Origin of the sequence: Micromonospora sp. DT201, assembly GCF_049841575.1 — a bacterium.
Taxonomy (GTDB): domain Bacteria; phylum Actinomycetota; class Actinomycetes; order Mycobacteriales; family Micromonosporaceae; genus Micromonospora.
This window is the reverse complement of record NZ_JBNCKP010000032.1, coordinates 24,170-45,649: the sequence shown is the minus strand read 5'-3', so window position 1 is coordinate 45,649 and position 21,480 is coordinate 24,170. Positions and strand designations below refer to the sequence as shown.

Annotated in this window: 22 protein-coding genes; 6 read left to right on the top strand and 16 right to left on the bottom strand. The window is 71.4% G+C overall.

Annotation, left to right across the window (positions count from 1 at the left end; genetic code table 11):
- Positions 1–30: 30 nt before the first annotated feature.
- The 3 genes from ACLQ28_RS32120 to nadD all read right to left on the bottom strand — a co-directional run bounded on the left by ACLQ28_RS32120 (position 31) and on the right by nadD (position 1,798).
- On the bottom strand, positions 31–690 hold the full coding sequence (locus ACLQ28_RS32120) for a histidine phosphatase family protein (RefSeq protein ID WP_425690009.1): 660 nt from the start codon (positions 688–690) through the stop codon (positions 31–33).
- A complete protein-coding gene (rsfS, locus tag ACLQ28_RS32115; RefSeq protein ID WP_184177743.1) occupies positions 687–1,091 on the bottom strand; it encodes a ribosome silencing factor in 405 nt (134 codons plus the stop codon). Before rsfS ends, ACLQ28_RS32120 begins: the two co-directional genes overlap by 4 nt.
- A 110-nt stretch (positions 1,092–1,201) precedes the next feature.
- Entirely contained in the window at positions 1,202–1,798 is a 597-nt protein-coding gene (gene nadD / locus ACLQ28_RS32110; protein WP_030491753.1) for a nicotinate-nucleotide adenylyltransferase, read from the bottom strand.
- Between the two features lie 115 nt (positions 1,799–1,913).
- On the opposite strand from nadD, the gene ACLQ28_RS32105 reads away from it, so the two are divergent.
- Positions 1,914–2,582 (top strand): PadR family transcriptional regulator, encoded by a 669-nt coding sequence (locus ACLQ28_RS32105; RefSeq protein ID WP_425690008.1) that lies wholly within the window; start codon positions 1,914–1,916, stop codon positions 2,580–2,582.
- Between the two features lie 159 nt (positions 2,583–2,741).
- Positions 2,742–3,947 carry an FAD-dependent monooxygenase gene (locus tag ACLQ28_RS32100; protein ID WP_425690007.1) on the top strand — a complete coding sequence of 402 codons (1,206 nt, stop codon included), beginning with the start codon at positions 2,742–2,744 and terminating at the stop codon, positions 3,945–3,947.
- Positions 3,948–4,017: 70 nt separating this feature from the next.
- Here ACLQ28_RS32100 and pepN read toward each other — a convergent pair whose 3' ends face one another.
- Complete coding sequence (gene pepN / locus ACLQ28_RS32095; RefSeq protein ID WP_425690006.1) at positions 4,018–6,534, bottom strand: aminopeptidase N; 2,517 nt, start codon at positions 6,532–6,534, stop codon at positions 4,018–4,020.
- Positions 6,535–6,604: 70 nt separating this feature from the next.
- Between pepN and ACLQ28_RS32090 the strand changes: the two genes are divergently transcribed.
- On the top strand, positions 6,605–6,823 hold the full coding sequence (locus tag ACLQ28_RS32090) for a DUF397 domain-containing protein (RefSeq protein WP_030491749.1): 219 nt from the start codon (positions 6,605–6,607) through the stop codon (positions 6,821–6,823).
- Between the two features lie 189 nt (positions 6,824–7,012).
- On the opposite strand, the gene ACLQ28_RS32085 is transcribed toward ACLQ28_RS32090, so the two are convergent.
- A complete protein-coding gene (locus ACLQ28_RS32085; RefSeq protein ID WP_425690005.1) occupies positions 7,013–7,414 on the bottom strand; it encodes a hypothetical protein in 402 nt (133 codons plus the stop codon).
- A 190-nt stretch (positions 7,415–7,604) separates the two neighbouring features.
- Between ACLQ28_RS32085 and ACLQ28_RS32080 the strand changes: the two genes are divergently transcribed.
- Positions 7,605–8,636, top strand: a complete 1,032-nt coding sequence (locus ACLQ28_RS32080) for a glycosyltransferase (protein ID WP_425690004.1) — start codon at positions 7,605–7,607, stop codon at positions 8,634–8,636.
- A gap of 196 nt (positions 8,637–8,832) precedes the next feature.
- Here the strand turns inward: ACLQ28_RS32080 and ACLQ28_RS32075 are convergent, their stop codons facing one another.
- Genes ACLQ28_RS32075 through ACLQ28_RS32065 form a run of 3 tightly spaced genes read right to left on the bottom strand, consistent with a single transcriptional unit; the run spans position 8,833 to position 10,878 of the window.
- On the bottom strand, positions 8,833–9,483 hold the full coding sequence (locus ACLQ28_RS32075) for a DUF3618 domain-containing protein (RefSeq protein ID WP_425690003.1): 651 nt from the start codon (positions 9,481–9,483) through the stop codon (positions 8,833–8,835).
- A complete protein-coding gene (locus ACLQ28_RS32070) occupies positions 9,480–9,947 on the bottom strand; it encodes a phage holin family protein (protein ID WP_110566010.1) in 468 nt (155 codons plus the stop codon). The genes ACLQ28_RS32075 and ACLQ28_RS32070 overlap by 4 nt, the downstream gene beginning before the upstream one ends.
- Before the next feature lie 31 nt (positions 9,948–9,978).
- Complete coding sequence (locus ACLQ28_RS32065) at positions 9,979–10,878, bottom strand: hypothetical protein (protein WP_425690002.1); 900 nt, start codon at positions 10,876–10,878, stop codon at positions 9,979–9,981.
- Positions 10,879–11,109: 231 nt separating this feature from the next.
- On the opposite strand from ACLQ28_RS32065, the gene ACLQ28_RS32060 reads away from it, so the two are divergent.
- Together ACLQ28_RS32060 and ACLQ28_RS32055 are read left to right on the top strand one after the other, a co-directional pair.
- Positions 11,110–11,601 (top strand): DUF4383 domain-containing protein, encoded by a 492-nt coding sequence (locus ACLQ28_RS32060; protein ID WP_425690001.1) that lies wholly within the window; start codon positions 11,110–11,112, stop codon positions 11,599–11,601.
- A gap of 64 nt (positions 11,602–11,665) precedes the next feature.
- A complete protein-coding gene (locus ACLQ28_RS32055) occupies positions 11,666–12,325 on the top strand; it encodes a DUF6766 family protein (RefSeq protein WP_425690000.1) in 660 nt (219 codons plus the stop codon).
- An 18-nt stretch (positions 12,326–12,343) separates the two neighbouring features.
- On the opposite strand, the gene ACLQ28_RS32050 is transcribed toward ACLQ28_RS32055, so the two are convergent.
- The 8 genes from ACLQ28_RS32050 to mycP all read right to left on the bottom strand — a co-directional run bounded on the left by ACLQ28_RS32050 (position 12,344) and on the right by mycP (position 21,477).
- Entirely contained in the window at positions 12,344–12,793 is a 450-nt protein-coding gene (locus ACLQ28_RS32050) for a GNAT family N-acetyltransferase (protein ID WP_425689999.1), read from the bottom strand.
- Between the two features lie 70 nt (positions 12,794–12,863).
- Entirely contained in the window at positions 12,864–14,339 is a 1,476-nt protein-coding gene (gene obgE / locus ACLQ28_RS32045) for a GTPase ObgE (RefSeq protein ID WP_425689998.1), read from the bottom strand.
- A gap of 94 nt (positions 14,340–14,433) precedes the next feature.
- The gene (gene rpmA, locus ACLQ28_RS32040; RefSeq protein WP_007464062.1) at positions 14,434–14,688 is read right to left on the bottom strand and encodes a 50S ribosomal protein L27; all 255 of its coding nucleotides are present in this window, start codon (positions 14,686–14,688) and stop codon (positions 14,434–14,436) included.
- Positions 14,689–14,699: 11 nt separating this feature from the next.
- Complete coding sequence (gene rplU, locus ACLQ28_RS32035; protein WP_007464063.1) at positions 14,700–15,014, bottom strand: 50S ribosomal protein L21; 315 nt, start codon at positions 15,012–15,014, stop codon at positions 14,700–14,702.
- Positions 15,015–15,180: 166 nt separating this feature from the next.
- Positions 15,181–15,684, bottom strand: a complete 504-nt coding sequence (locus tag ACLQ28_RS32030; RefSeq protein WP_425689997.1) for a hypothetical protein — start codon at positions 15,682–15,684, stop codon at positions 15,181–15,183.
- Between the two features lie 117 nt (positions 15,685–15,801).
- Positions 15,802–18,891 carry an Rne/Rng family ribonuclease gene (locus ACLQ28_RS32025; RefSeq protein ID WP_425689996.1) on the bottom strand — a complete coding sequence of 1,030 codons (3,090 nt, stop codon included), beginning with the start codon at positions 18,889–18,891 and terminating at the stop codon, positions 15,802–15,804.
- Between the two features lie 131 nt (positions 18,892–19,022).
- Positions 19,023–19,835: a TIGR03936 family radical SAM-associated protein gene (locus ACLQ28_RS32020; RefSeq protein WP_425689995.1), complete on the bottom strand. Its 813-nt coding sequence runs from the start codon at positions 19,833–19,835 to the stop codon at positions 19,023–19,025.
- A 148-nt stretch (positions 19,836–19,983) separates the two neighbouring features.
- Positions 19,984–21,477 (bottom strand): type VII secretion-associated serine protease mycosin, encoded by a 1,494-nt coding sequence (gene mycP / locus ACLQ28_RS32015; RefSeq protein ID WP_425689994.1) that lies wholly within the window; start codon positions 21,475–21,477, stop codon positions 19,984–19,986.
- Positions 21,478–21,480 lie beyond the last annotated feature (3 nt).

The following is a 21,480-nucleotide window of genomic DNA, read 5'->3' as shown; positions in this document are numbered from 1 at the left end:
TCGAGGGCCCGAACGCCGAAGCGCGAGCCCTCAGATCGCGTCGGCGACGACCGGGGCGGTGATCCGGCCGACGTTGTGTGCCCGCAGCTGCCAACCCCGGACGTCCTCGGAACGACCGACGGTCGGCGCGCTGGGTGCGCGCCGCAGCTCGGTCCAGTGGCAGTTGGCCAGGGAGCCGACGCCGCGCAGCACGGCCGGGTCCCAGCCGAGCAGGTGACCGATGCCCTGCCGGGAGGCGCCACCGTGGGTAGCGAGCACCACGGTGCCGTCGGGGGCCGCGTCGGCCGCTTCCAGCAGGGCGGCGGCGACCCGTTCGCCGAGGTCGTGCAGCGGTTCCAGATCGGCGCCCGGGTCGGGGTCACCGGCCCGCCAACGGGCGTACTCGTCGGGGAATCGCTCGGCGACCTCGGTGAGGTGCAGACCCTGCCACTGGCCGAAGTGCCGCTCGCGCAGCCGGGCGTCCGTGCGTACCGGAAGCCCGGTCAGCGCGGCGAGCGCGGCGGCGGTCTCCGCGGCGCGGCTCAGGTCGCTGGCCACGATGGCGTCGGGCCGCAGCGCCGCAAGCAGCGGCGCAGCGGCACGGGCCTGGTCGCGGCCCAGCTCGTTGAGGGGTACGTCGGTCTGCCCCTGGACGCGGTTGGCGGCGTTCCAGTCGGTGTTGCCGTGCCGCCAGACGATCAGTCGGGTCATTCGGCGGTGGCGGACCCAGCGTCGGCCTCGACGAGGTCGCGGTCGACGAACGGGATGGTGGGGCAGTCCTTCCAGAGGCGGTCGAGCCCGTAGAACTCGCGCTCCTCGGTGTGCTGGACGTGCACCACGATGTCGACGTAGTCGAGCAGCACCCAGCGGCCACCACGCTCGCCTTCACGCCGGATCGGCTTGGCCTTCTCCGGCATCTCCAGCAGGCGCTCCTCGATGGCGTCGACGATGGCCAGCACCTGACGCTCGTTGGGGGCAGCGGCGAGCACGAACGCGTCGGTGATGGCGAGCTGGTCGCCGACGTCGATGATCGCGATGTCCTGCGCCTTCTTGTCGGCGGCGGCCTGGGCGGCCGCGATAGCCAGCTCGTGAGCGCGTTCGGAAACTGTCACCGTTCTCCTTCGATCAAGCGTGCGATCCTCCAAGCGTCTCATACCCGGCGACACCCCGACTCTGCAGTTCTGGCCAGTTTGGTGCACAAACCGGCCTATATCCGGCGCAGTTAGCGCTGATAGAGGCTCCGCTTGGCGATGTACTGCACCACACCGTCGGGCACCAGGTACCAAACTGGCTCGCCCCGGGCGACCCGGGCGCGGCAGTCGGTCGACGAGATGGACATCGCGGGGACCTGGATCAGACTGACGGTGTCCGCCGGCAGGTGCTTGTCGGTCAGCGGGAAGCCGGGCCGGGTCACTCCGACGAAGTGAGCCAACTCGAAGATCTCCTCCAGGTCCTTCCAGGACAGGATGCGTTGCAGGGCATCCGCGCCGGTGATGAAGAACAGCTGCACCTTGGGGCCGTACTCAGCCTGGAGGTCGCGCAGGGTGTCGACCGTGTAGGTCGGCCCGCTGCGGTCGATGTCGACCCGACTGACCTGGAAGCGGGGGTTGGAGGCGGTGGCGATGACGGTCATCAGGTACCGGTCCTCGGCCGGGCTGACCGGCTCGTCAGCCTTCTGCCACGGCTGCCCGGTCGGAACGAAGACCACCTCGTCCAGACCGAACCGGTCCGCGACCTCGCTGGCCGCGACGAGGTGCCCGTGGTGGATCGGGTCGAAGGTGCCACCCATGATCCCGATCCGCCGGATATCTTCCTCCACCCCGTGATCGTAGGCCGACCGTTCTGGGCGACCGTCTCGGCCCAGCACTGGGTGGCGGGCGCGCTATCCGTCTGCGTATACTCGTGGACAAGTAATTGGTTACGAGGAGCGGAGGGTGACCGTGCCGAAGCGGCGCAAGGTCAGCAACCTGCTGGCACTGGCTGTGCTGTCCGCCCTGGTTCAACGGCCGATGCACCCGTACGAGATCGCCACCGCACTGCGTGCCTGGGGCAAGGACCAGGACATGGAGTTCAAGTGGGGGTCCTTCTACACGGTCATCCGCAACCTGGACAAACACCAGCTGATCGACGCGGTGGAGAGTGTCCGCGAGGGCCGACGGCCAGAGCGCACCGTCTACCAGATCACCGACGCGGGGCGCGCCGAGCTGGTCGACTGGGCCCGCGAGCTGGTCTCCAGCCCGATGCCGGAGCACCCCCGCTTCCGCGCCGGGTTGTCCGTCCTCGCCGCGCTGCACCCCGACGAGGCCACCGACCTGCTCCGTCAGCGGCTCGACCTGCTGGACGACGCGCTCCGGCACGACCGCGAAACGCTCGACGCCCACCTGCGGGAGGTCCCGCGGCTGTTCCTGGTGGAGTCGGAGTACGACCTTGCCATGCGGGCCGCGGAGGCGGCCTGGCTACGTGCCCTGCTCGCCGAGCTGACCTCGGGCACCTATCCGGGGCTGGACTTCTGGCGGGCCTACCACGAGACCGGCGAGATTCCGGCCGAGCTGACCGAGCTGGCCGAAAGGACCAGCACCCCACCCTCGGACACCACCGACTGACGAACGGCTCCGGCGGGGTGCGCCAACACCCCGCCGGAGCCCTTACCTCGAACCGACACCTGGGAAGGCACCCGGCCCGAAGCGGCAATCAGAGGATAGCCGGGCTCCCTCCCAGGTCGGTTCGCACGCGCACGAACCGACGACACCCAGGGAGAGACCATGACCACGGCACGAACCGCGATCGTCATCGGCGGTGGCATCGCCGGACCGGTGACGGCGCTCGCGCTGCACCGCGCCGGCATCATCGCCACCGTCTACGAGGCGTACCCCGCCACAGCCGGCGGGCTCGGCGGCACCCTCGCACTCGCGCCCAACGGCGTCGCGGCGCTGCGCACGGTCGGCGCGGACGAGGCGGTGACCGCGATCGCCACCCCGATCGAGCGCAGCGCGATGGCCGTCGGCCGCCGCCTCATCGACCTGCCCACCCTGGCCGGGGTGCCGCCGCTGCGCGTGGTGCACCGGGCCGAACTGCACCGCGTGCTGCGCGACCGGGCGGTCGCCGAGGGCGTCCCGTTCGCGTACGGCAAACGGCTCGTCGACGCCGAGCAGACCGACAGCGGGGTGACCGCCCGATTCGAGGACGGCAGCACCGCCACCGCCGACATCCTCGTCGGCGCGGACGGCATCCGGTCCAGGGTCCGCGGCCTCATCGACCCGGCCGCGCCCGACCCCCGGTTCACCGGGCTGCTCAGCTTCGAGGCGGTCGCCCGTCACGAGGTGGACGTCGAGCCGGGCACGATGACGTTCGCGTTCGGGCGGCGCGGCTACTACCTGTACTGGCCGGAGCCCGGCGGCGGCACCCGGTGGGGGGCCAACCTGCCGCAGCAGCGGCCGATGAGCGTCGTCGAGGCGCGCGCGGTGCCGGCGGCGCAGTGGCTGGACACGCTGCGCACCAGCTACGGCGACGACGACCCGGGCCGGGAACTGATGGCGACCAGCCGGGCCGACGAACTCCAGGTGGCCGGGTCGTTGCAGATCATGCCGCCGGTGCCGAACTGGTACCGGGGCCGGATGGTGCTGGTCGGCGACTCGGCGCACGCGCCGTCGAACAGCTCCGGGCAGGGCGCGTCGCTGGCCATCGAGAGCGCCGTGCAGCTCGCCCGCTGCCTGCGCGACCTGCCGGACGTGGAAACGGCGTTCGCCGCGTACGTGCGGCTGCGTCGCGCCCGGGTGGAGAAGGTCGCCGCCCGCGCCGCTCGGATCAACCAGGCGAAGACGCCGGGGCCGGTCGCCCGGACTCTGATGCCGTTGCTGATACCACTGATGATGCGCACCGTGCTGGACCCGGAGAAGACCGTCGCCGACGAGCAGCGCTACGTCATCGACTGGGACGCTCCGGTCACGACGGAGCCGGCGCTGCGCTGAGCCCAGGCGCGGGGTGACCCACCAGCCACCCCGCGCCCGCCCAGCTCCGCGCCGCCGCGGCGGCCCAGCCTCACGCCGCCGCGGCCGCCACCGCCGTGCGGGCGACCAGCGCGCGGCGCAGGTCGTCGTCGGCGTCGGTCACCACCCGCCGCAGGCCGGGCGTCAGGTCGTCACGGGCCAGCAGCGCCGCGGCCGCCTCCCGGGTCGGCAGCGCCACGGCGTGTTGGGGGAACGCCAGCTTCGCCACCCGGTCGGCCGTCCACGGGGTACGCCGACGCGCGGCAGCCGGCATGTCCGCGAAATACCGCTCGACGTACGCGGCGGTCAGCTCGGCCTGCTCGGGTTGCCAGAAACCCTCGGCGGTCGCCTCCAACAGTCGGTTGGACAGCTCGGTGTCCCGCACGATGATCTCCCATGCCGCCTGCTTCGCGGCCGGGTCGGGCAGAGCGGCCCGGCAGCGGGCGGCCCGTTCCGCGCCCGTGGAGCTGTTGTCGGCGGCCGCCTCGATGGCGATCTCCGCCTCGCCGGCGGCACCCAGCACCACCAGCCGGCGCACCACCGCCCAGCGCAGCTCCGCGTCGACCTTCAACCCGACCGGCACGTCCCGGCCGGCGAGCCAGCCGACGAGCAGATCCGCGTCGGTGGTCGCGGCGATCCAGCCCCGCGCGGCGGCGAGCTGCAGTGACCCGCCCGCCGACGTGCCATCGAGCAGTTGCTGGCACGCCCCGGCGACCCGGGCCAGCGCCGCGGACCGGGTCAGCGGGTCGAGGTAGCGGTCCACCAACGACCGGCTGAGCGTGAGCACGTCCTCGGCAATGATCACTTCAGTCTCGGTGGGCAGGGCGGCGACCATAAGATCGACCAGGGCGGTGACCGGCCGCTCCCCGTCGGTCACCGCATCCAGCGCCTCGCCCCAGAGGAGCGCCCGGGTGAGGGGGTCGGCCAAGCCGGGCAGCATCAGCGGAACGGCATCCGCCGACGCCCGGTCGAGGCGCACCTTGGCGAAGGTGAGGTCGCCGTCGTTGAGCAGCAACAGCCGGGCCGCCGGCGTGCCGGCCAGCTCACCGAGCACCGTCCGGCCACCATCGACAGCCGGGTCGATGTCCACCTCGTCGCGCTGCACCGTGCCGTCCGCCGAGTAACGACCCACGCCGATCCGGTGTGGGCGCAGCACCGGGTGCGACTCCGGGGCGGTCTGCACCACGGCCACCTCGGTGTAGCTGCCGTCGGCGTCGACGGCAACCTCGGCGCGCAGCGTGTTGACCTGCGGACGGCGCAACCACACCTCGGCCCAACCGGAAAGGTCCCGGCCGCTGGCGGTGGAGAGGCTGGCCAGCAGGTCGGCGAGGGTGGCGTTGCCGAAGCGGTGCGCGGCGAAGTGCGCGTTGAGGCCGGCGAGGAACGCCTCGTCACCGAGCCACGCGACCAGCTGCCGCAGCACGCTGGCGCCCTTGGCGTACGAGATGCCGTCGAAGTTGAGCAGGCCCTCGTCGGCGTCAGCCACCTCCTGCGGCGCGACCGGGTGGGTGGAGGGGCGCTGGTCGGCCGCGTAACCCCAGGCCTTGCGGCGCATCGCGAAGGTCGTCCACGCCTGGTCATGGGGGGTCGCCTCGGCGACGACCCGGTAGCCCAGGTACTCCGCGAAGGACTCGTTCAACCACAGGTCGTCCCACCAGCGCATGGTGACCAGGTCACCGAACCACATGTGCGCCATCTCGTGGGCGATGGTGCTGGCCCGCTGCGCGCGCTGCGTGTTTGTGACGGCCGAGCTGAACACGTAGTCGTCGCGGAAGGTGACGATGCCCGGGTTTTCCATCGCGCCGGCGTTGAACTCGGGCACGAACGCCTGGTCGTACTTGCCGAACGGGTAGCGCTCGGTGAAGAGCTGGTGGAACCGGTCCAGGCACTGCCGGGTGATGGTGAAGATCTCCTCAGCGTCGGCGTCCAGGTGCTCGGCCAGCGAACGGCGGCAGTAGATGCCCAGCGGCACGCCATCATGCTCGGCCCGCCGGACGTGGTACGGCCCGGCGATCAGCGAGAAGAAATACGTGGCCAGCGGTGCGCTCGGGGCGAACTCCCAGCGACCCGGAGCCGGCTTGGCGGCCACCTCGGCGTTGCCGGAGACCGTCCATTCCGGCGGCGCGGTGACCGAGAGCACGAAGGGAGCCTTGAGGTCAGGCTGGTCGAACGCGGCGAAGATGCGCTGCGCATTGTCGAGGAAGCTCATCGCGTAGAGGTAGGTCTCGCCGTCGGCCGGGTCGACGAAGCGGTGCATCCCCTCCCCCGCGTTGGAATACGCCATGTCCGCCTCGACGACCAGCGTGTTCTCCGCCTCCAGGTCGCTCAGCGGCAGCCGGTTGTCGGTCAGCAGGTCGGGGTCGAGGTGACGGTCGTTGAGGCGTACACCCAGCAGTTTGGCGGGCTTGACCTCGGCGAAGGTCGCGGTGCCGGGGGTCGCCCGGAACCGGATCGCGACGCGGGAGCGAAACACCTCCGCGCCGCCGGTCAGGTCGAGGTCCACCTGATAGGACTCGACAGTAATCGCCGCGCCACGCGCGGTCGCCTCTACACGGGTCAGGCTCGGCATCCGCTTATCCTGCCCGATGGGGATCGGCACTCGGTCACCCACACGGCTTTCGGCACTGGAGGAAAGAACCATGGCGCAACACCCCAAGGGCGACTTCGACCTCTCTCGAGCGGTCTGGCAGCGGGCCGAGGGGGACACCTCCGACAGCGCCGTTGAAGTCGCCTTCGTCGACGATCTGATCGGGATGCGCAATTCCGCCGAGCCCGAAGGACCGGTGCTGGTCTTCACCCAGGCCGAGTGGGACGCGTTCGTGGCCGGCGCACAGGACGGCGAGTTCGACCTGGACTGACTGCCGACACCACCTCGGCGCTGATGGCGTCGCCGTGCCGGTGCCCGTAACTCGGACACCGGCACGGCGACGCAAGCGAAGGCCTGCTCGGGATGCCAGGGTCTGCCGATTTTGGTCGCCTGTCCGGCGAAGCTGTCGGACGCAGAGTTGCTGACCCCGGCTGTCGGCCCAGGCGGGCACGAGCGACGGTCACCCGCCGCCTGGGCCGTCGCCGTCACCCCAGCCGAGGCCGCCGGGGCCGGGGGCATGGTGGAAGCCGGGGTGATCGGCCACGTCGACGCAGTGCTCCCCGTCCGGGCCGACCGCACCGCAGAACAGCCGCTCGGCCCGGTGCCAAGCGTCGGCCGGCGACAGGGCCGCCGCACCGAGGGCCACCTCCGGGCGGAGCAGGCTCAGCGCCTCCGCATACGCCACTGCCACCTCGCGGGCATCGGCCGCGCCGGGCGCGGTGAAACCCAGGTGCACCGTGAAGAACCGGTGCGGCCGCGTGGGCCGTCGGGGCGGCCCGATCAGTGCCCTCGCGTCTCGACCAGAGCCCAGCGCATCGGCCGCTCGCCGCTGCCGCCAGTGTGGCGACCTGTTGTCCCGCATGCTTCCTCCCCGTGGTCGTGGCCGTCGGCCCACCAGCAGCCAACCAGGTTTCGCCGCCCCTGGGAGGGGCCAGCCGGCGCGCCGTCGGCGCGGGGATTCAGCGGCGGCGACAGGGGTAAACGCAGCCGGCCGGCGGCGACCTACTGCCTGACCCCGCCCCGCCGATCGTTGTCCTGCCCAGGAGGCGTCAATGCCCGCGGTCGACCCCATCGGTGCCGGGCGGGACGCCAGGCACGGTGCCAGCACACCGCCGGCCCGCCTGCCGATGGCGTACGTGCTGCCGCTGCGCTGGCACACCGACACCGGCCTGCCCGAGCTGACCGACTACCTGCGCTGGCTGGCGGGGAGAGTCGAGGTGCTCGTGGTCGACGGCTCGGCACCGCACCTCTACGGACGGCACGCCGAAGCATGGCGAGGGCTGGCCCGGCACCTCCCACCCGACCCCGCCGATCGCGGGCTCAACGGCAAGGTGATCGGTGTGTGCACCGGCGTCCGCGCGACGCGCCACGAGCACGTGGTGATCGCCGATGACGACATCCGGTACGACGATGCCGGGCTGATCGCTGTGCACCGACTGCTCGGTCGGGTCGATCTGGTACGCCCACAGAACTACTTCGACCCCCTGCCCTGGCACGCCTGGTGGGACACCGGCCGGACGCTGCTCAACCGGGCGCTCGGCGCGGACTACCCGGGCACCCTCGCCGTGCGTCGTAGCACCTTCCTCGCCATGGGCGAGTACGACCCGGACGTGCTCTTCGAGAACCTCGAGCTGATCCGCACCATCCGCGCGTACGACGGCACCGAGGCCACGCCGGCCTGGCTGTACGTCCGCCGACTCCCTCCGGATGCCGCCCACTTCCGCAGCCAACGGGTTCGCCAGGCGTACGACGATCTGGCCCAGCCGACCCGCCTGCTGACCGCGCTCGCGGTCCTGCCGGCGCTGGCCGCGGCGGTCGCCGCCCGGCGGCACGCACTGTTGCTCGCAGCGGCGGCCGGCACCGTCGCCCTGGCCGAACTGGGCCGCCGTCGCGCGGGTGGCACCGCGTTCTTCCCACCGACGACGGCGCTGGCGGCCCCGATCTGGCTGTTGGAGCGCGGCGTGTGCGGCTGGCTCGCGGTCGCCCAGCGGTTCCTGCTCGGCGGCGTCCGCTACGGCAACATCCGGATCCGCCGAGCCGCCCACCCGACCCAAACCCTGAAAAACCGCCCCCGCCCCCACTAACCCCACCCCACCCGCAATCCCCGCCCCCGCCCCCGCCCCCGCCCCCGCCCCCGCGATCTTGCACTTTCTGTCGGGGCAAAGGGTACTAACCCGGCAAAAGTTGAACCGAAACTGCAAGATCGCGGAGAGCGGGGGGCGGGGCGGGGCGGGGCGGGGCGGGGAGAGCGGGGGCGGGCGGGGCGGTTTGGGGGTGGGGTTAGGGGCTGACCTGCTGCCGGGCCTGCTGGGCCTGGTCCTTGACGTCGTACGCGGCGGACTTCGTGTCGTCCCTGACCACGCGGGCAGCATCCTGAGCGGTGGACTTCACCGACTCGGCAGCGTGCTGGGCCGGCTCGCGCAACTCCTCCTTGAGTTCGCTGGCGACCGCGCCCAGCTTCTCCGTCACCGTCCCGCTGTGCTCGCTGACCTTGGTCTTCACCTGGGTCGCGACCTCCTGCTCACGGCGGGAGGCGGGGATCAGCGACGAGGCCAGCCAGCCGACCCCGAACGCGATCAGACCGGCGGCGAGAGGGTTGCCCTGGGACTTGTGCCGGATCACCCGCGGCGCGCTGTGGGCGGCATCGCTGACAGTGGTCGCCGCCGAGTGCGCGGCGTCGCTGACGCTGGAGGCCGCCGACGAGGCGCGGTCACCCACCGAGTGGGCGGCCTGGCCGGTGCCGTGGCCGAGGTCAGACGCGGTTCCCATGACCTTGTCCCTCACATTCTGCAGAGCGGAACGGGCCCGCTGCTTGCGGTCGTCGACGATGCGGCTGGGGCTGACCTTGTACGCCAACGCGTCCACATCCGAGCTGAGGCTGTTACGGGTGGCTTCGATCTCCCGGCGGATCTGTTCGGGATCGGTGCTCATCGGGTGACTCCTTCCGGGTGCGGCTTGAGCGCGTCGGGGATCCGCTGCACGCTGTCGTTGGTCTGCTTGAGCCCGCGTACGTGCTGTGCGTTCTTCTTGGCCATGGAGTAGAGGACCGCGGCGATCGCAGCCCAGATGACGGCCACGATCAGCCCGGCCCAGCCGGCGTCCATCACGTTCGACAGCCCGGCCCAGAGGGCCAGCGAGAGGAAGAGCGCCACCATGTAGCCGCCGAAGCCGGCGCCGCCGAAGAGCCCGGCCGCCTTGCCGGCCTTCTTGCCCTCCTGGCGGATCTCGGCCTTGGCCAGTTCGACCTCCTGACGCATCAGCGTCGACAGGTCGGTGGTGACCTGACGCATCAGGTCACCCAGCGAGCTGCTCTTCACCTCCGCGGCGGTGTGCGGGGCACCCGCGTCGGGGTGGTATCCGGAGTCCAGTCCGGACCCCTGCGTCGGCATGGTCATGCCGTCGCCTCCCTTCGGATGGCTCGGTGGCTCACGGGCGAGGGCTGCCGCTGGACGGCACGCCCGGCAGCGGGTCGGTCTGGGTCACCGGCGGCAGCGGCTGGCCGGTGCCGGAGTGCTCCGGGTAGTCACCCCGGTTGGGCTCGGCATAGCTACCGGGCGCCGGGTCCGCATAGCCACCGGGCGTCGGCGCGGCATAGCCACCGGGCGCCGGATCGGCATAGCCACCGGGGGTCGGATCGGCATAGCCGCCGGACGCCGGCGCTGCGTGCGTGCCGGGGGTCGGGTCGAGGTAGCCGCCCGGCGTGACGGCGTCCGGCACCGCCCGGGGCGCTGGCGTCGGCGGCGGCGTCGGGATCACCGCGGTCTGCTCCGGGTCGTACGCCCCAGCGCCCCGGTAGGTCGAAGATCCGTTGCCGGAGTCGTCGCCAGCGGCGGAGATGCCGCGGGTCAGCCGGCCGGCCAGCACGCCGAGGACCGCCGCGCCGACCAGGAAGGTGCCGGGGTTGCGCCGCGCGTAGTCGCGTACCTCGTTGATCAGGTCGCCGGGCTCGCGCTCCTCAAGCCAGCCGGCGACGCCGTGCACCCGGTCGGCGGCCTGGCGGGTCAGCTCGCTCACCGGGCCGGCCTGGCCACCCTGCTCGACCATGGAGCGCATCTCGTCGGCCAGCGAACGTAGCCCACCAGCGGCCCGGCGTTGCTGCTCACCGGTCTGGCTGGCGAGCTGGGTGCGAGCCTCGCCGTAGAGGTTGCGGGCCTGCCGGGCCGCCTCACGGCCGACCTCGGTGCCCTGCTCCTTGGCCGTCTGGGCGACCGCGCCGCCAGCCTGCGCGGCCTCGGAACCGACGTGGCGCGCCTGGTCACGGACGCCACCGCCGTTTGTCGACTCCTGCCCGTACGTGGAAGACGTAGGTGAAAGATCGTAAGACATGATTTCCCTTCCGCTCAGAAAGTCGTCGCGGTTGTGCTGGGGGATGCGGCCGGCGTTGCCGCGGCCGCTGACCAAATCCCTACCCTGCGTTCGGGCTTCCATACCTCTTCGTGCATTTCTCTGCGCGGCAGGCCGGATCGACTTCAAAATGGAGGATCGTCGGGATGCGTCACGTCGCCGCTGCGGACAGTGAGGTTCGCGAGGGCTGGCAGATCCACGGAGGGGGCAGCGATGGCACGAGACGCGCGAGGTGGCCGACGGGCCGGCCACCGACCCCGGGTCCAGTCAGTCGCGTTGGCCGTGGCCGGGGTCTTCCTGCTGATCGGCGTGCTCGGCTTCATACCCGGCATCACCACCGACTACGGCAGGCTGAGGTTCGGCGGGCACCACTCCGACGCACTGCTGCTCGGGCTCTTCCAGGTGTCGATCCTGCACAACGCGGTGCACCTGCTGTTCGGGCTGGCCGGTCTGGTGCTGGCCCGCAGCCTCGCCGGTGCCCGGCTCTTCCTGGCCGGCGGTGGCGCGATCTACCTCGCGCTCTGGCTGTACGGCCTGGCGATCGAGGCCGTCGACCCGGAGGCCGGGGCCAACATCCTGCCGGTCAACGACGCCGACAACTGGCTGCACCTCGCGCTCGGCTTCGGGATGCTCGCGCTCGGGCTGTTGCTGTCGAACCAGGCGGGCACCGGCGGGCGCCTGGACAACCCCGCCGACCGGCACTGACCTGGCACTACGGGGTTTCGCGGTCGCCCCCGCAGGGGTAATCGATCAGCGAAGGAGGTGCGATATGCCTCGTTGGCTTCGCAACAACGCGCTGGCCGTCGCCATGCTGGGGGCGTTCCTGGTCTTCCTCGTGCTGCAGAGCGTCTTCGGCTGGCAGACCCACAACGAGGAGCTGACCGAGTTCGGGGCCGCGCCGCTGAGCTGGCCGGCGTACCTGACCAGCGGGCACTTCATCGAGTCGGTCTTCGAGAACTGGGAGTCGGAGTTCCTCCAGATGGGGGGCTACGTGCTGCTCACCGCGTACCTGGTGCAGCGGGGTTCGGCGGAGTCGAAGCCGGTGGGCCAGACCGACCGGCCGGAGGACGACGAGCGCCGGGCCACCCCGCAGTCACCCTGGCCGGTACGCGTCGGCGGCCTGCCGCTGGTGATCTACCGCAACAGCCTCTCCCTCGCGCTGCTGCTGATCTTCGCCGGTTCGTTCATCGGCCACCTGCTCGGTGGCACCGCCGCGTACAACCAGGAGCAGGCGCTACAGAGCGGCGCGCCACCGATCGGGGTGTGGGAGTTCCTCGGCACGAGCGATTTCTGGTTCCAGTCCATGCAGAACTGGCAGAGTGAGTTCCTCGCGGTCGGTGCGCTGATCCTGCTGAGCATCGTCCTACGCCAGCACGCCTCACCCGAGTCGAAGCCGGTGACCGTCGAGCATGCCAGCACCGGCACCTGACCGGCGGCGGCCCAGCGCTCAGGCCGCGACCGGCAGCCGCTTGGCGAAACAGATGCTGTACGGGTTGCCCACGTACTCGCCGTAGACCGGGACCTCGTCGTAGCCACACGAGGTGTACAGCGCGATCGCGGCCGGCAGGTAGGTGCCCGTCTCCAGGCAGACCACCGAGTACCCCTGCCTGAACGCACACTCTTCCAGCGCGGCCAGCAACTGACGGGCGATGCCCCGACCCCGGTACGCGGGCCGGACGTACATCCGCTTGACCTCGCCGGTTTCGGCGTCGATCGGCTGGAGCCCCCCGCAGGCGACCGCCCGACCGTTCACCACCACCGCCAGGTAGCGGACGTCGTCGTGTGGGACGAAGACCTGCCCATCCAACCCGCCATCAGCCTCGCGCAGCTCACGCTGCTGCGCGATGACCAGGGCGGCGATCTCCGGATCGATGGCAGGACGGGACTCGATCAGCATCACCCCACGCTAGGACGGGGGGATTTCGCGCAGGTTTCCGGAAATCAACCCGATCACAGAGCGCAATGGGCTACTCGGCGTCGTCCTCGTCGTCGATGTCGTCGAGGTCGTCCGACTCGTCCGCGCCAACCTCGTCCGCCGACCGCACCCGGCGGGCCTTGCGGGCAGCGAGCCGGTCCGCCGCGGAGAGCCGGTTCGACTTTTCCTCCAGACGGACGTCGGTGCCTCGGTTGCCGGGTACGAAGTCCACGCCGGCGTAGAGCGTCGGCTGCCAGTCGAACTCGCGTTCACCGATCCGGACCAGGTCACCGGGCTGCGCGCCGGCCTTGGCCAGCTTGTCTTCCACCCCGAGCCGGGCCAGCCGGTCGGCCAGGTAGCCGACCGCCTCGTCGTTGTCGAAGTTGGTCTGCTTGATCCACCGCTCCGGCCGGGCACCGCGAACGGTGAACGAGCCGTCGGCCTCGGCCGTGATGGTGAAGCCGTCGTCGTCCACGGCGAGCGGACGGATCACGATCCGGGTCGGCTCGGCAGGCGGCGCAGCCTTGCGCTCCGCCTCGACAAGATCGGCCATCGCATAGGTGAGTTCCTTGAGCCCTTCCCGGGTGGCCGCAGAGACCTCGAACACCCGGTAGCCGCGCTCCTCCAGGTCGGGGCGCACGATCTCGGCGAGGTCCCGGCCGTCCGGCACGTCGACCTTGTTCACGGCGACCAGCCGGGGCCGCTCGGAGAGCCCGGCACCGTACTCGGCCAGCTCGGCCTCGATGGCGTCGATGTCGGCGACCGGGTCGCGCCCGGGCTCCAGGGTCGCGGAGTCGATGACGTGCACCAGCACCGCGCAGCGTTCGATGTGCCGTAGGAACTCCAGGCCCAGCCCCTTGCCGGTGGCCGCGCCGGGGATCAGGCCCGGCACGTCGGCGACGGTGAAGGTGTGGTTGTCCATCCGGACCACGCCGAGGTTGGGCACGAGGGTGGTGAACGGGTAGTCGGCGATCTTCGGCTTGGCCGCGGAGATCACCGAGATCAGCGACGACTTGCCGGCCGACGGGAAGCCCACCAGGCCCACGTCGGCGACGCTCTTGAGCTCCAGCACGATGTCCAGCTGGTCACCGGGCTCGCCCAGCTCGGCGAAACCGGGAGCCTTGCGCTTGGCATTGGCCAGCGATGCGTTGCCCCGCCCGCCGCGCCCGCCCCGGGCCACCTCGAAGGTGGTGCCGGCGCCGACCATGTCCGCCAGCACTGTGCCGTCGGGGGTCTGCACCACGGTGCCGTTGGGCACCTTGAGCACCAGGTGGTGGCCGTTGGCCCCGTCCCGGTTGGACCCGGCACCGCCCTTGCCGTTGTCGGCCTTGACGTGCGGGTGGTAGTGGAAGTCGAGCAGCGTGGTCACCTGCGGGTCGACCACCAGGGACACGCTGCCCCCGTGCCCGCCGTTGCCGCCATCCGGCCCACCGAAGGGCTTGAACTTCTCGCGGTGGATCGAGACACAACCGTGCCCGCCATCGCCGGACTGCAGATGCAGAACGACCCGGTCAACGAACGTTGCCACGGCGTCAATCCTTCCAGCGAGGTCCAACCCCGCACTTCGAAAAAAAACTAAGCGGGCCGGGACCCGGAGGTCCGCGGCCCGCTTAGCCCGAGAACTACTGCTGCGGAACGATGCTGACGGTCTTACGACCGCGCTTGGTGCCGAACAGGACCGCACCGGCGGACAGCGCGAACAGCGTGTCGTCGCCGCCACGGCCGACCAGGTCACCGGGGTGGAACTTGGTGCCACGCTGCCGGATGATGATCTCACCGGCGCTGACGACCTGACCACCGAAGCGCTTCACGCCGAGTCGCTGGGCCGCGGAGTCACGACCGTTACGCGAGCTGGACGCACCCTTTTTATGAGCCATTGGAGGACGACCTACTTCCCGCTGGAGATGCCGGTCACCTTGACCTGGGTCAACGGCTGGCGGTGACCCTGGCGCTTGTGGTAGCCAGTCTTGTTCTTGAACTTGTGGATCCGGATCTTCGGGCCCTTGGTGTGCGCGGCAATTTCGCCGGACACCGCGACCTCGGCAAGCTTCGCCGCGTCGGTCACCAGGTCGTCACCGTCGACGAGGAGCACCGCGGTGAGCTTCACCGCGTCACCGGGGGCACCGGTGAGCTTCTCGACCTCGATCACGTCGCCCTCGGCGACCTTGTACTGCTTGCCGCCGGTCTTGACGATCGCGTACATCGGAGGCGGACTCCCTGTCGTTGAGGCTGCTGGCGGTTGTCCCCGCGGCGGCTCGCCGGGTAGCAGTGCACGGCGGCGCGGGCACACGGGAACTCGGCACACCAAAAGTGCGCCGCAGGCAAGAGTACGCCATTGCTGGCCCAGACCCCAAACCGGCCCGCCCTGGTCAGCGCGCGCAGAGCTGGTCGAGGCGCTGTTGGAGCCGGTCGAGCTCGGTTTCGTCGATCGACTCGACGTCGACGCTCAGCGTGGCCACTTCGGTGCCGATGTCGGTGAGCAGAGTCTTGAGCTGCGGATCGGTGGCCCGCTCCGACTGCTCCCGCAGCTGGGTCCGCCAGCCGGCCAGCGCCGCCTCGGCCCGCCTGCGGGCAGCCTCGGCCGCGCTGCTGTCCCCGGCACCCACCGCCGCGATCATCTGACCCAGCTCCGCCACATATGTCCGGACGGCGTTGGTGCTGGCCTGCTGGGCGGCGGCACAGATGCCCCTCGCCGCACCACCACTGGCCGGCAGGGCGGCCGCCCCGGGGGACGTGTCACCAGCCGCCGGGGCGGGGCCCTCGGTGGTCACACCCGTCGGACCCGACCCGACAGTCGCGGGCCGGTCGGCCGAACAGCCCGCCGCGCCGAAGAGCACGGTGACCAGCGCGGTGACGGCGAGCAGACGACGCATCTTCTTCTCCTGACCCGGGACGGCCGATCCTGGACCGGGGTGGCCGCAACGACGAGGTCCCTCCCCCGTCACTTTGCCGGGGAAGGGACCTCGCCAAACACTTGGCCGGTCAGGCGGTCAGGGGCGGGTACGCCGGCGGGCGCCACCCCGACGTGAACGGCGACGGCCAGCGCCACCCTCGGTGCTCTCCTCGTCGCCGTCGCCGTCGGCGAGCGCGTCCGGGTCGTCCGCCGCAGCCAGCCGAGCCGACTCTCCCTGCTGACTGTCGGAGATCGCCGGCGCGGCGGCGGTGTCCGACTCGTAGCGGGACAGGTCGTAGCCCATGGTGTCCTGGTAGTCGGCGTCCGGTTCGGCGCTGGTGTCGGTGTCGACGACCTCCACCGCGGCCCGCTCAACCGGGGCGTTCTTACGCGCCCGGCGGCGGGACGAGGCGGTGCCCTGCTCGGCGGCCGGAGCGGCGGCAACCGACGAGGCGACCGCCTTGACCTTCTCCCCCGCACCGGCAGGGCGCGGCTTCTCCGGCACCGGCTCGGTGTGCATGATGACGCCCCGACCCTTGCAGCACTCGCAGGTCTCGCTGAACGCCTCCAGCAGGCCCGCGCCGATCCGCTTACGGGTCATCTGCACCAGGCCGAGGGAGGTGATCTCGGTGACCTGGTGCTTGGTGCGGTCCCGGCCCAGGCACTCGGTGAGTCGGCGCAGCACCAGCTCACGGTTCGACTCGAGCACCATGTCGATGAAGTCGATCACCACGATGCCGCCGATGTCGCGCAGCCGGAGCTGGCGGACGATCTCCTCCGCCGCCTCCAGGTTGTTGCGGGTGACGGTCTCCTCCAGGTTGCCCCCGGAGCCGGTGTACTTGCCGGTGTTGACGTCGACGACCGTCATCGCCTCGGTACGGTCGATCACCAGCGAGCCGCCGGAGGGCAGGAAGACCTTGCGGTCCAGGCCCTTGATGATCTGCTCGTCGATCCGGTACTCAGCGAAGACGTCGGTCGTGCCGACGTGCCGACGCACCCGGTCGACCAGATCCGGGGAGACGTGCGACAGGTACGACTCGACGATGTCGTACGACTGCTCGCCCTCGATCACCAGCTCGCGGAAGTCCTCGTTGAAGAGGTCCCGGACCACCCGGATGACCAGGTCGGGCTCGCCGTAGAGCAGCGCCGGGGCACCACCCTCGGCGGCCTTGGCCTGGATGTCCTCCCACTGCGCCTGCAGCCGCTTGACGTCACGGGCCAGCTCGTCCTCGCTGGCACCCTCGGCGGCCGTACGGACGATCACGCCCGCGCCGTCCGGGACCAGCTTCTTGAGCACGTCCCGCAGACGCTTGCGCTCGTTGTCCGGCAGCTTCCGGCTGATCCCGGAGGCGTTGCCGTTGGGCACGTAGACCAGGTGCCGGCCGGAGAGCGCGATGTGGCTTGTCAGCCGTGCGCCCTTGTGCCCGATCGGGTCCTTGGTGACCTGGACCAGCACCGAGTCGCCGGAGCGCAGCGCCTGCTCGATCGAGCGGGCGCGCCCTTCCAGACCGGAGGTGTCCCAGTTGACCTCACCGGCGTACAGCACCGCGTTGCGACCCCGGCCGACGTCGACGAACGCCGCCTCCATGCTCGGCAGCACGTTCTGCACCTTGCCCAGGTACACGTTGCCGGCCATCGTGCCGGAGGAGTTGCGGGTGACGTAGTGCTCGACCAGCACGCCGTCCTCCAGGACGGCGATCTGCGTACGGTCTCCGCGCTGGCGGACCGCCATCACGCGGTCGACGGCCTCCCGGCGCGCCAGGAACTCCGACTCGCTGAGGATCGGCGGCCGCGTACGCCGCTGCTCCCGGCCATCCCGGCGGCGCTGGCGCTTGGCCTCCAGCCGGGTCGAGCCGGACACCCCCTGCACCTCGTCGACGGTCCGGCGCGGTTCGCGGATCTTCACCACGGTCGGTACGCCGTCGTCGGCGGCACCCTCCGTGTCGCCAGCGCCTCGGCGACGACGCCGCCGACGGCGACGGGTCAAGCCGTCCCCGCCCTCGGACTCCTCGTCCTCGTCGCCTTCGGCCTCGACCTCGGCGGTCTCTTCCTCCTCGGCCTGCGCCGCCTCCTCGGACTCCTCGTCCTCGGCGTCGTCGGCCCCGCCCTTGCCCCGGCCCCGGCCGCGGCGACCACGCCGGCGGCGGCGGCGCGCGGCGGCGCTATCCTCGTCGTCCTCATCCGCCTCGGTGGCCTCGTCGGCCTCCTCGGTCGGCTCTTCCTCGGCCTCGATCGCCTCGACCGGCTCCACCGGCTCGACCTCACGGCGACCACGTCGGCGGCGGCGGGACGGCTCTGCGGCCTCCTCGACTGCCGGCTCCTCGGCGACCGGGGTGGGCTCGACCGGCCGGGTCACCGGCACAGCGTCCGGCTGGGGTGCCATGAACAGCACGGTGGGCGCGGAGAGGGCGGCCCTCCGACGACGGGTACGGGGCTGCTCCGGCTCGACCTCGGCCGGCTCATCGGTCACACCGGAGACAGCGGCACCTGGGGACACCTCACCGGAGCGCTCCTGCGCGCCACTGGTCCAGGCCAGCTCGGCGGCGGCCGCCCTCGGGGTGGCCTCCGTGTCGTTCAACTCGGCCTCGGCCTCGCGCAGGTCGGACTCCGCGGGCTCCTCGGCGACGACGGGCTCCTCGGCGACCGGCTCCTCGATCGCGGCTGGTTCCGTGGCGACCGGCTCCTCGACCGCGGGCGGCTCCTCGACGGCAGCCGGCGTGGCCTTCTTACGCCGGGTACGGGTCACCTTTACCGGCGGGACCACCTCGGCCGAGGCCGCTTCCGCGGAAGCGGCGACCAACGGCTCATCGGCGGTCGTCTCGACGGGGGTGGCCTTGCGGCGGCGCCGGGGGGTCTTCGGGGCGACGTCCAGGTCGCCGGAGATCGGGGCGAAGACCTCCGCCTGCGGCGACTCAGCACTGCCGGCGTCGACGGTGGGCGCCTCGATCGGCGCGTCGGTCTGCTCCGGCTGGTTGAGCGGGGCGGCCCGACGACGGGTCGCCCGGGTACGCCGCACGGGCGCGGCGGGCTCGGCGCTCTCCGCGCCGCTCGGGTCCACCGAGGCTGAACCAACAGCCGTGGTGGGGGTCGCGACGGGGGCACCGTCGGCACTGGTGCTGTGGTCGGCGGTCTCACCGGCCGGCTGTGAACCGGTCCGTTCGCCGCCCTCGGGCTCGTTCTCGAGCATGGACGTTCTCCAGTTCTGGCTGCCCCGGGCGCGTGTGAGCGCTGCCACGCAGGGTCGCCGCAAAAGTGTTTCCGCCGGGCGCGCGTGGTGCGCGACCGCCGAAGTCTGCCTGCCAGAGCACGGACCGTCGGTCAGTGCCCAACGATGGCTGCCCCGTCGCGGTCCGCATCCAACGGATCCACGATCGCACCCTGCGCGGTCAACGTGCCCTGAGCCAGCCGGGTCACCCTCGGCGAAACCGGCGGCTCCAGGTCGGCCACCACGCGGAGGCCGGAAAGGACGTCATCGGGCCGTACGGACGGGGTGACCTGCCGCACGACCAGTTCGAGTATCGCACACGGTACGGCCGGCGCCCCGGAAGGCGTCGGCGTTGGCGCGAGGACATCGATAGATATCACAGCCGCGCGGGCGTCGAAAGTGCGTCGGCCCTGCTTGGTCATCCGCTCGACCAACACCTCTTCGGCCGCGAGGAAAGCGTCGACTGCCGCGCGTAGGACCTCCGTGTCGACCTCGGGCAACTCGATGTGCCAGTGCGACGCCTCGATCCGGTCCGGAAGGTTGCCCCCCTCGGCGATCACGGCGTCCAACACGTCCAGCCCCGGCGAGAGCGCGGCGTCCAACGCGGCCCGCAACTGCTCCGGGTCGACCGCCGCCTGAAGACCGATCTCCAGGTACTCCGCCTCGCTCGCCACCCCGGTGGGCGCGGCACTGGCGTAGGAGATCTTCGGGTGCGGGTGGAAGCCCTGGGAGAATGCGATCGGTACGGCAGCCCGGCGCAGCGCGCGCTCGAACGCCCGGGCGAAGTCCCGGTGCGAGGTGAACCGCAGCGGGCCGCGCTTGGCGTACCGGATTCGGACGCGCTGGACGACCGGGGCCTGGCCGCCCTCGGGTTGAGGCTTCTTGGCGATCGTGGGCTCCTCGGGTGTACCTGCGTGTCCACCCATCCTGGCGCAGTGCCCGTGACGGTACGCATCCGGGGCGGGTGTCCTGCCCTGGCGAACCGGTTCAAACCAGTCGATAGGACCACAATCACCTACCGGAACGCAGATGGCCGGCCGGCAAACCCGCAGGTCAACCGGCCGGCCATCACGATCAGGACCGGTTGCCGCTCCCCGGTGGGGGCGGCGGTGGCCCACCAGGCGGGCCGTAACCGGGCGGCGCGTAGCCGGACGGTGGGGGGTAACCACCACTCGGCGGGGCGTAGCCGGGAGGCTGGGGGTACCCGGGAGGCTGGGGGTACCCGGGAGGCTGGGGGTACCCGGGAGGCGGCGGGTACCCACCACCCGGCGGGGCGTAGCCGGAAGGCGGGGGGTAACCAGCGCCTGGTGGCCCGTATCCGCTTGGTGGCCCGTATCCGCCGGGAGGTTCCTGGTCGAGCAGGTGGTCCGGGACGTTGGCGGCCAGGGCCGCCTCACGGCGGTACCGACGTCGGTTCCAGATCAGGAACACCGCAAGCCCCAACAGCAGCACCAACACCACGGCGACACCGATGACGACCACCATGACCTGCTGATCCGTCGGGCCACCGCGATCCCCATGCTGGGTGACGTCGAACTCCTCGGCCGCGTCGGCGGTCTGGGTCGGCGCCGGGTCGGCGGTCGCGGCGGTCGGGGCGAGTAGCGGGTTCGCGGTGACCGGCGGCACGTTCGCGCTCAGTGCGGTCACCGGGTCGATCAGGCCGAAGCCGTACTGCGGGTCCCGGCCGGCGGGACCGGCGTCCCTGGCGGTGCGGATGATCCGGTTGATCACATTGGGGGCGTCGAGGTTCGGGTACTTCGATCGGATCAACGCGGCGAGGCCGGAGACGATCGCCGTGGAGTCGGAGGTCCCGTCGCCCCAGCCGTAGCCGTTGTCCGGGCCGGCGTTGTAGATGTCATCGCCGGGTGCGGCGACAACCGCCTCCGGACCCTGGACCGACCCGGACCAGAACTTGCCGCCCCGGGTCGTCCCGGTCACGGCGATCACGCCGGGGACATTGGCGGGAGCATCGACCTTGACGCTGCCCTTGGCGGTGTTACCGGCGGCGATCACCACGACGACGTCGTGGTCCAAGGCGTACTGGATGGCGCTGATCTCTTCGGGGGTGGCGACCGACGGCTTGCCCAGTGACATGTTGATCACCTTGGCGCCACCATCGACGGCCATCCGGATGCCGAAGACGAGCGCCTCATCGTCGTACGGTGCGTCCTTACCCGCGTTCAGCTTGATGGGAAGGATCTTCACGCCGGGGGCAATGCCGTCCACGCCGTCAGGGCTGGCGTTCGTCGCCGCGATGATGCCAGCCATGTGCGTGCCGTGCCCATCCTCGTCGGCCCGTCCGTCTCCGCTGGCGCCGTAGCTGCGGCGACCGGGAAGCACCCGGCCCTTCAGGTCCGGATGGTTGGCGTCGACGCCGCTGTCGAGCACGGCCACGACCACGCCCCGCCCGGTGGACAACTTGTGCGCCTGCGCGATCCGGAGCTCGTCCACATACCACTGCTCGGCTCGCCGAGGTGCCGCCGCCGCCGGCTGGGCGGCCCCCAGCACCAGGAGCCCCGCCAGCAGGCAGGCCGCAGCCGGCCGGAGCGCTCCGACGTTCACTGTCATCCG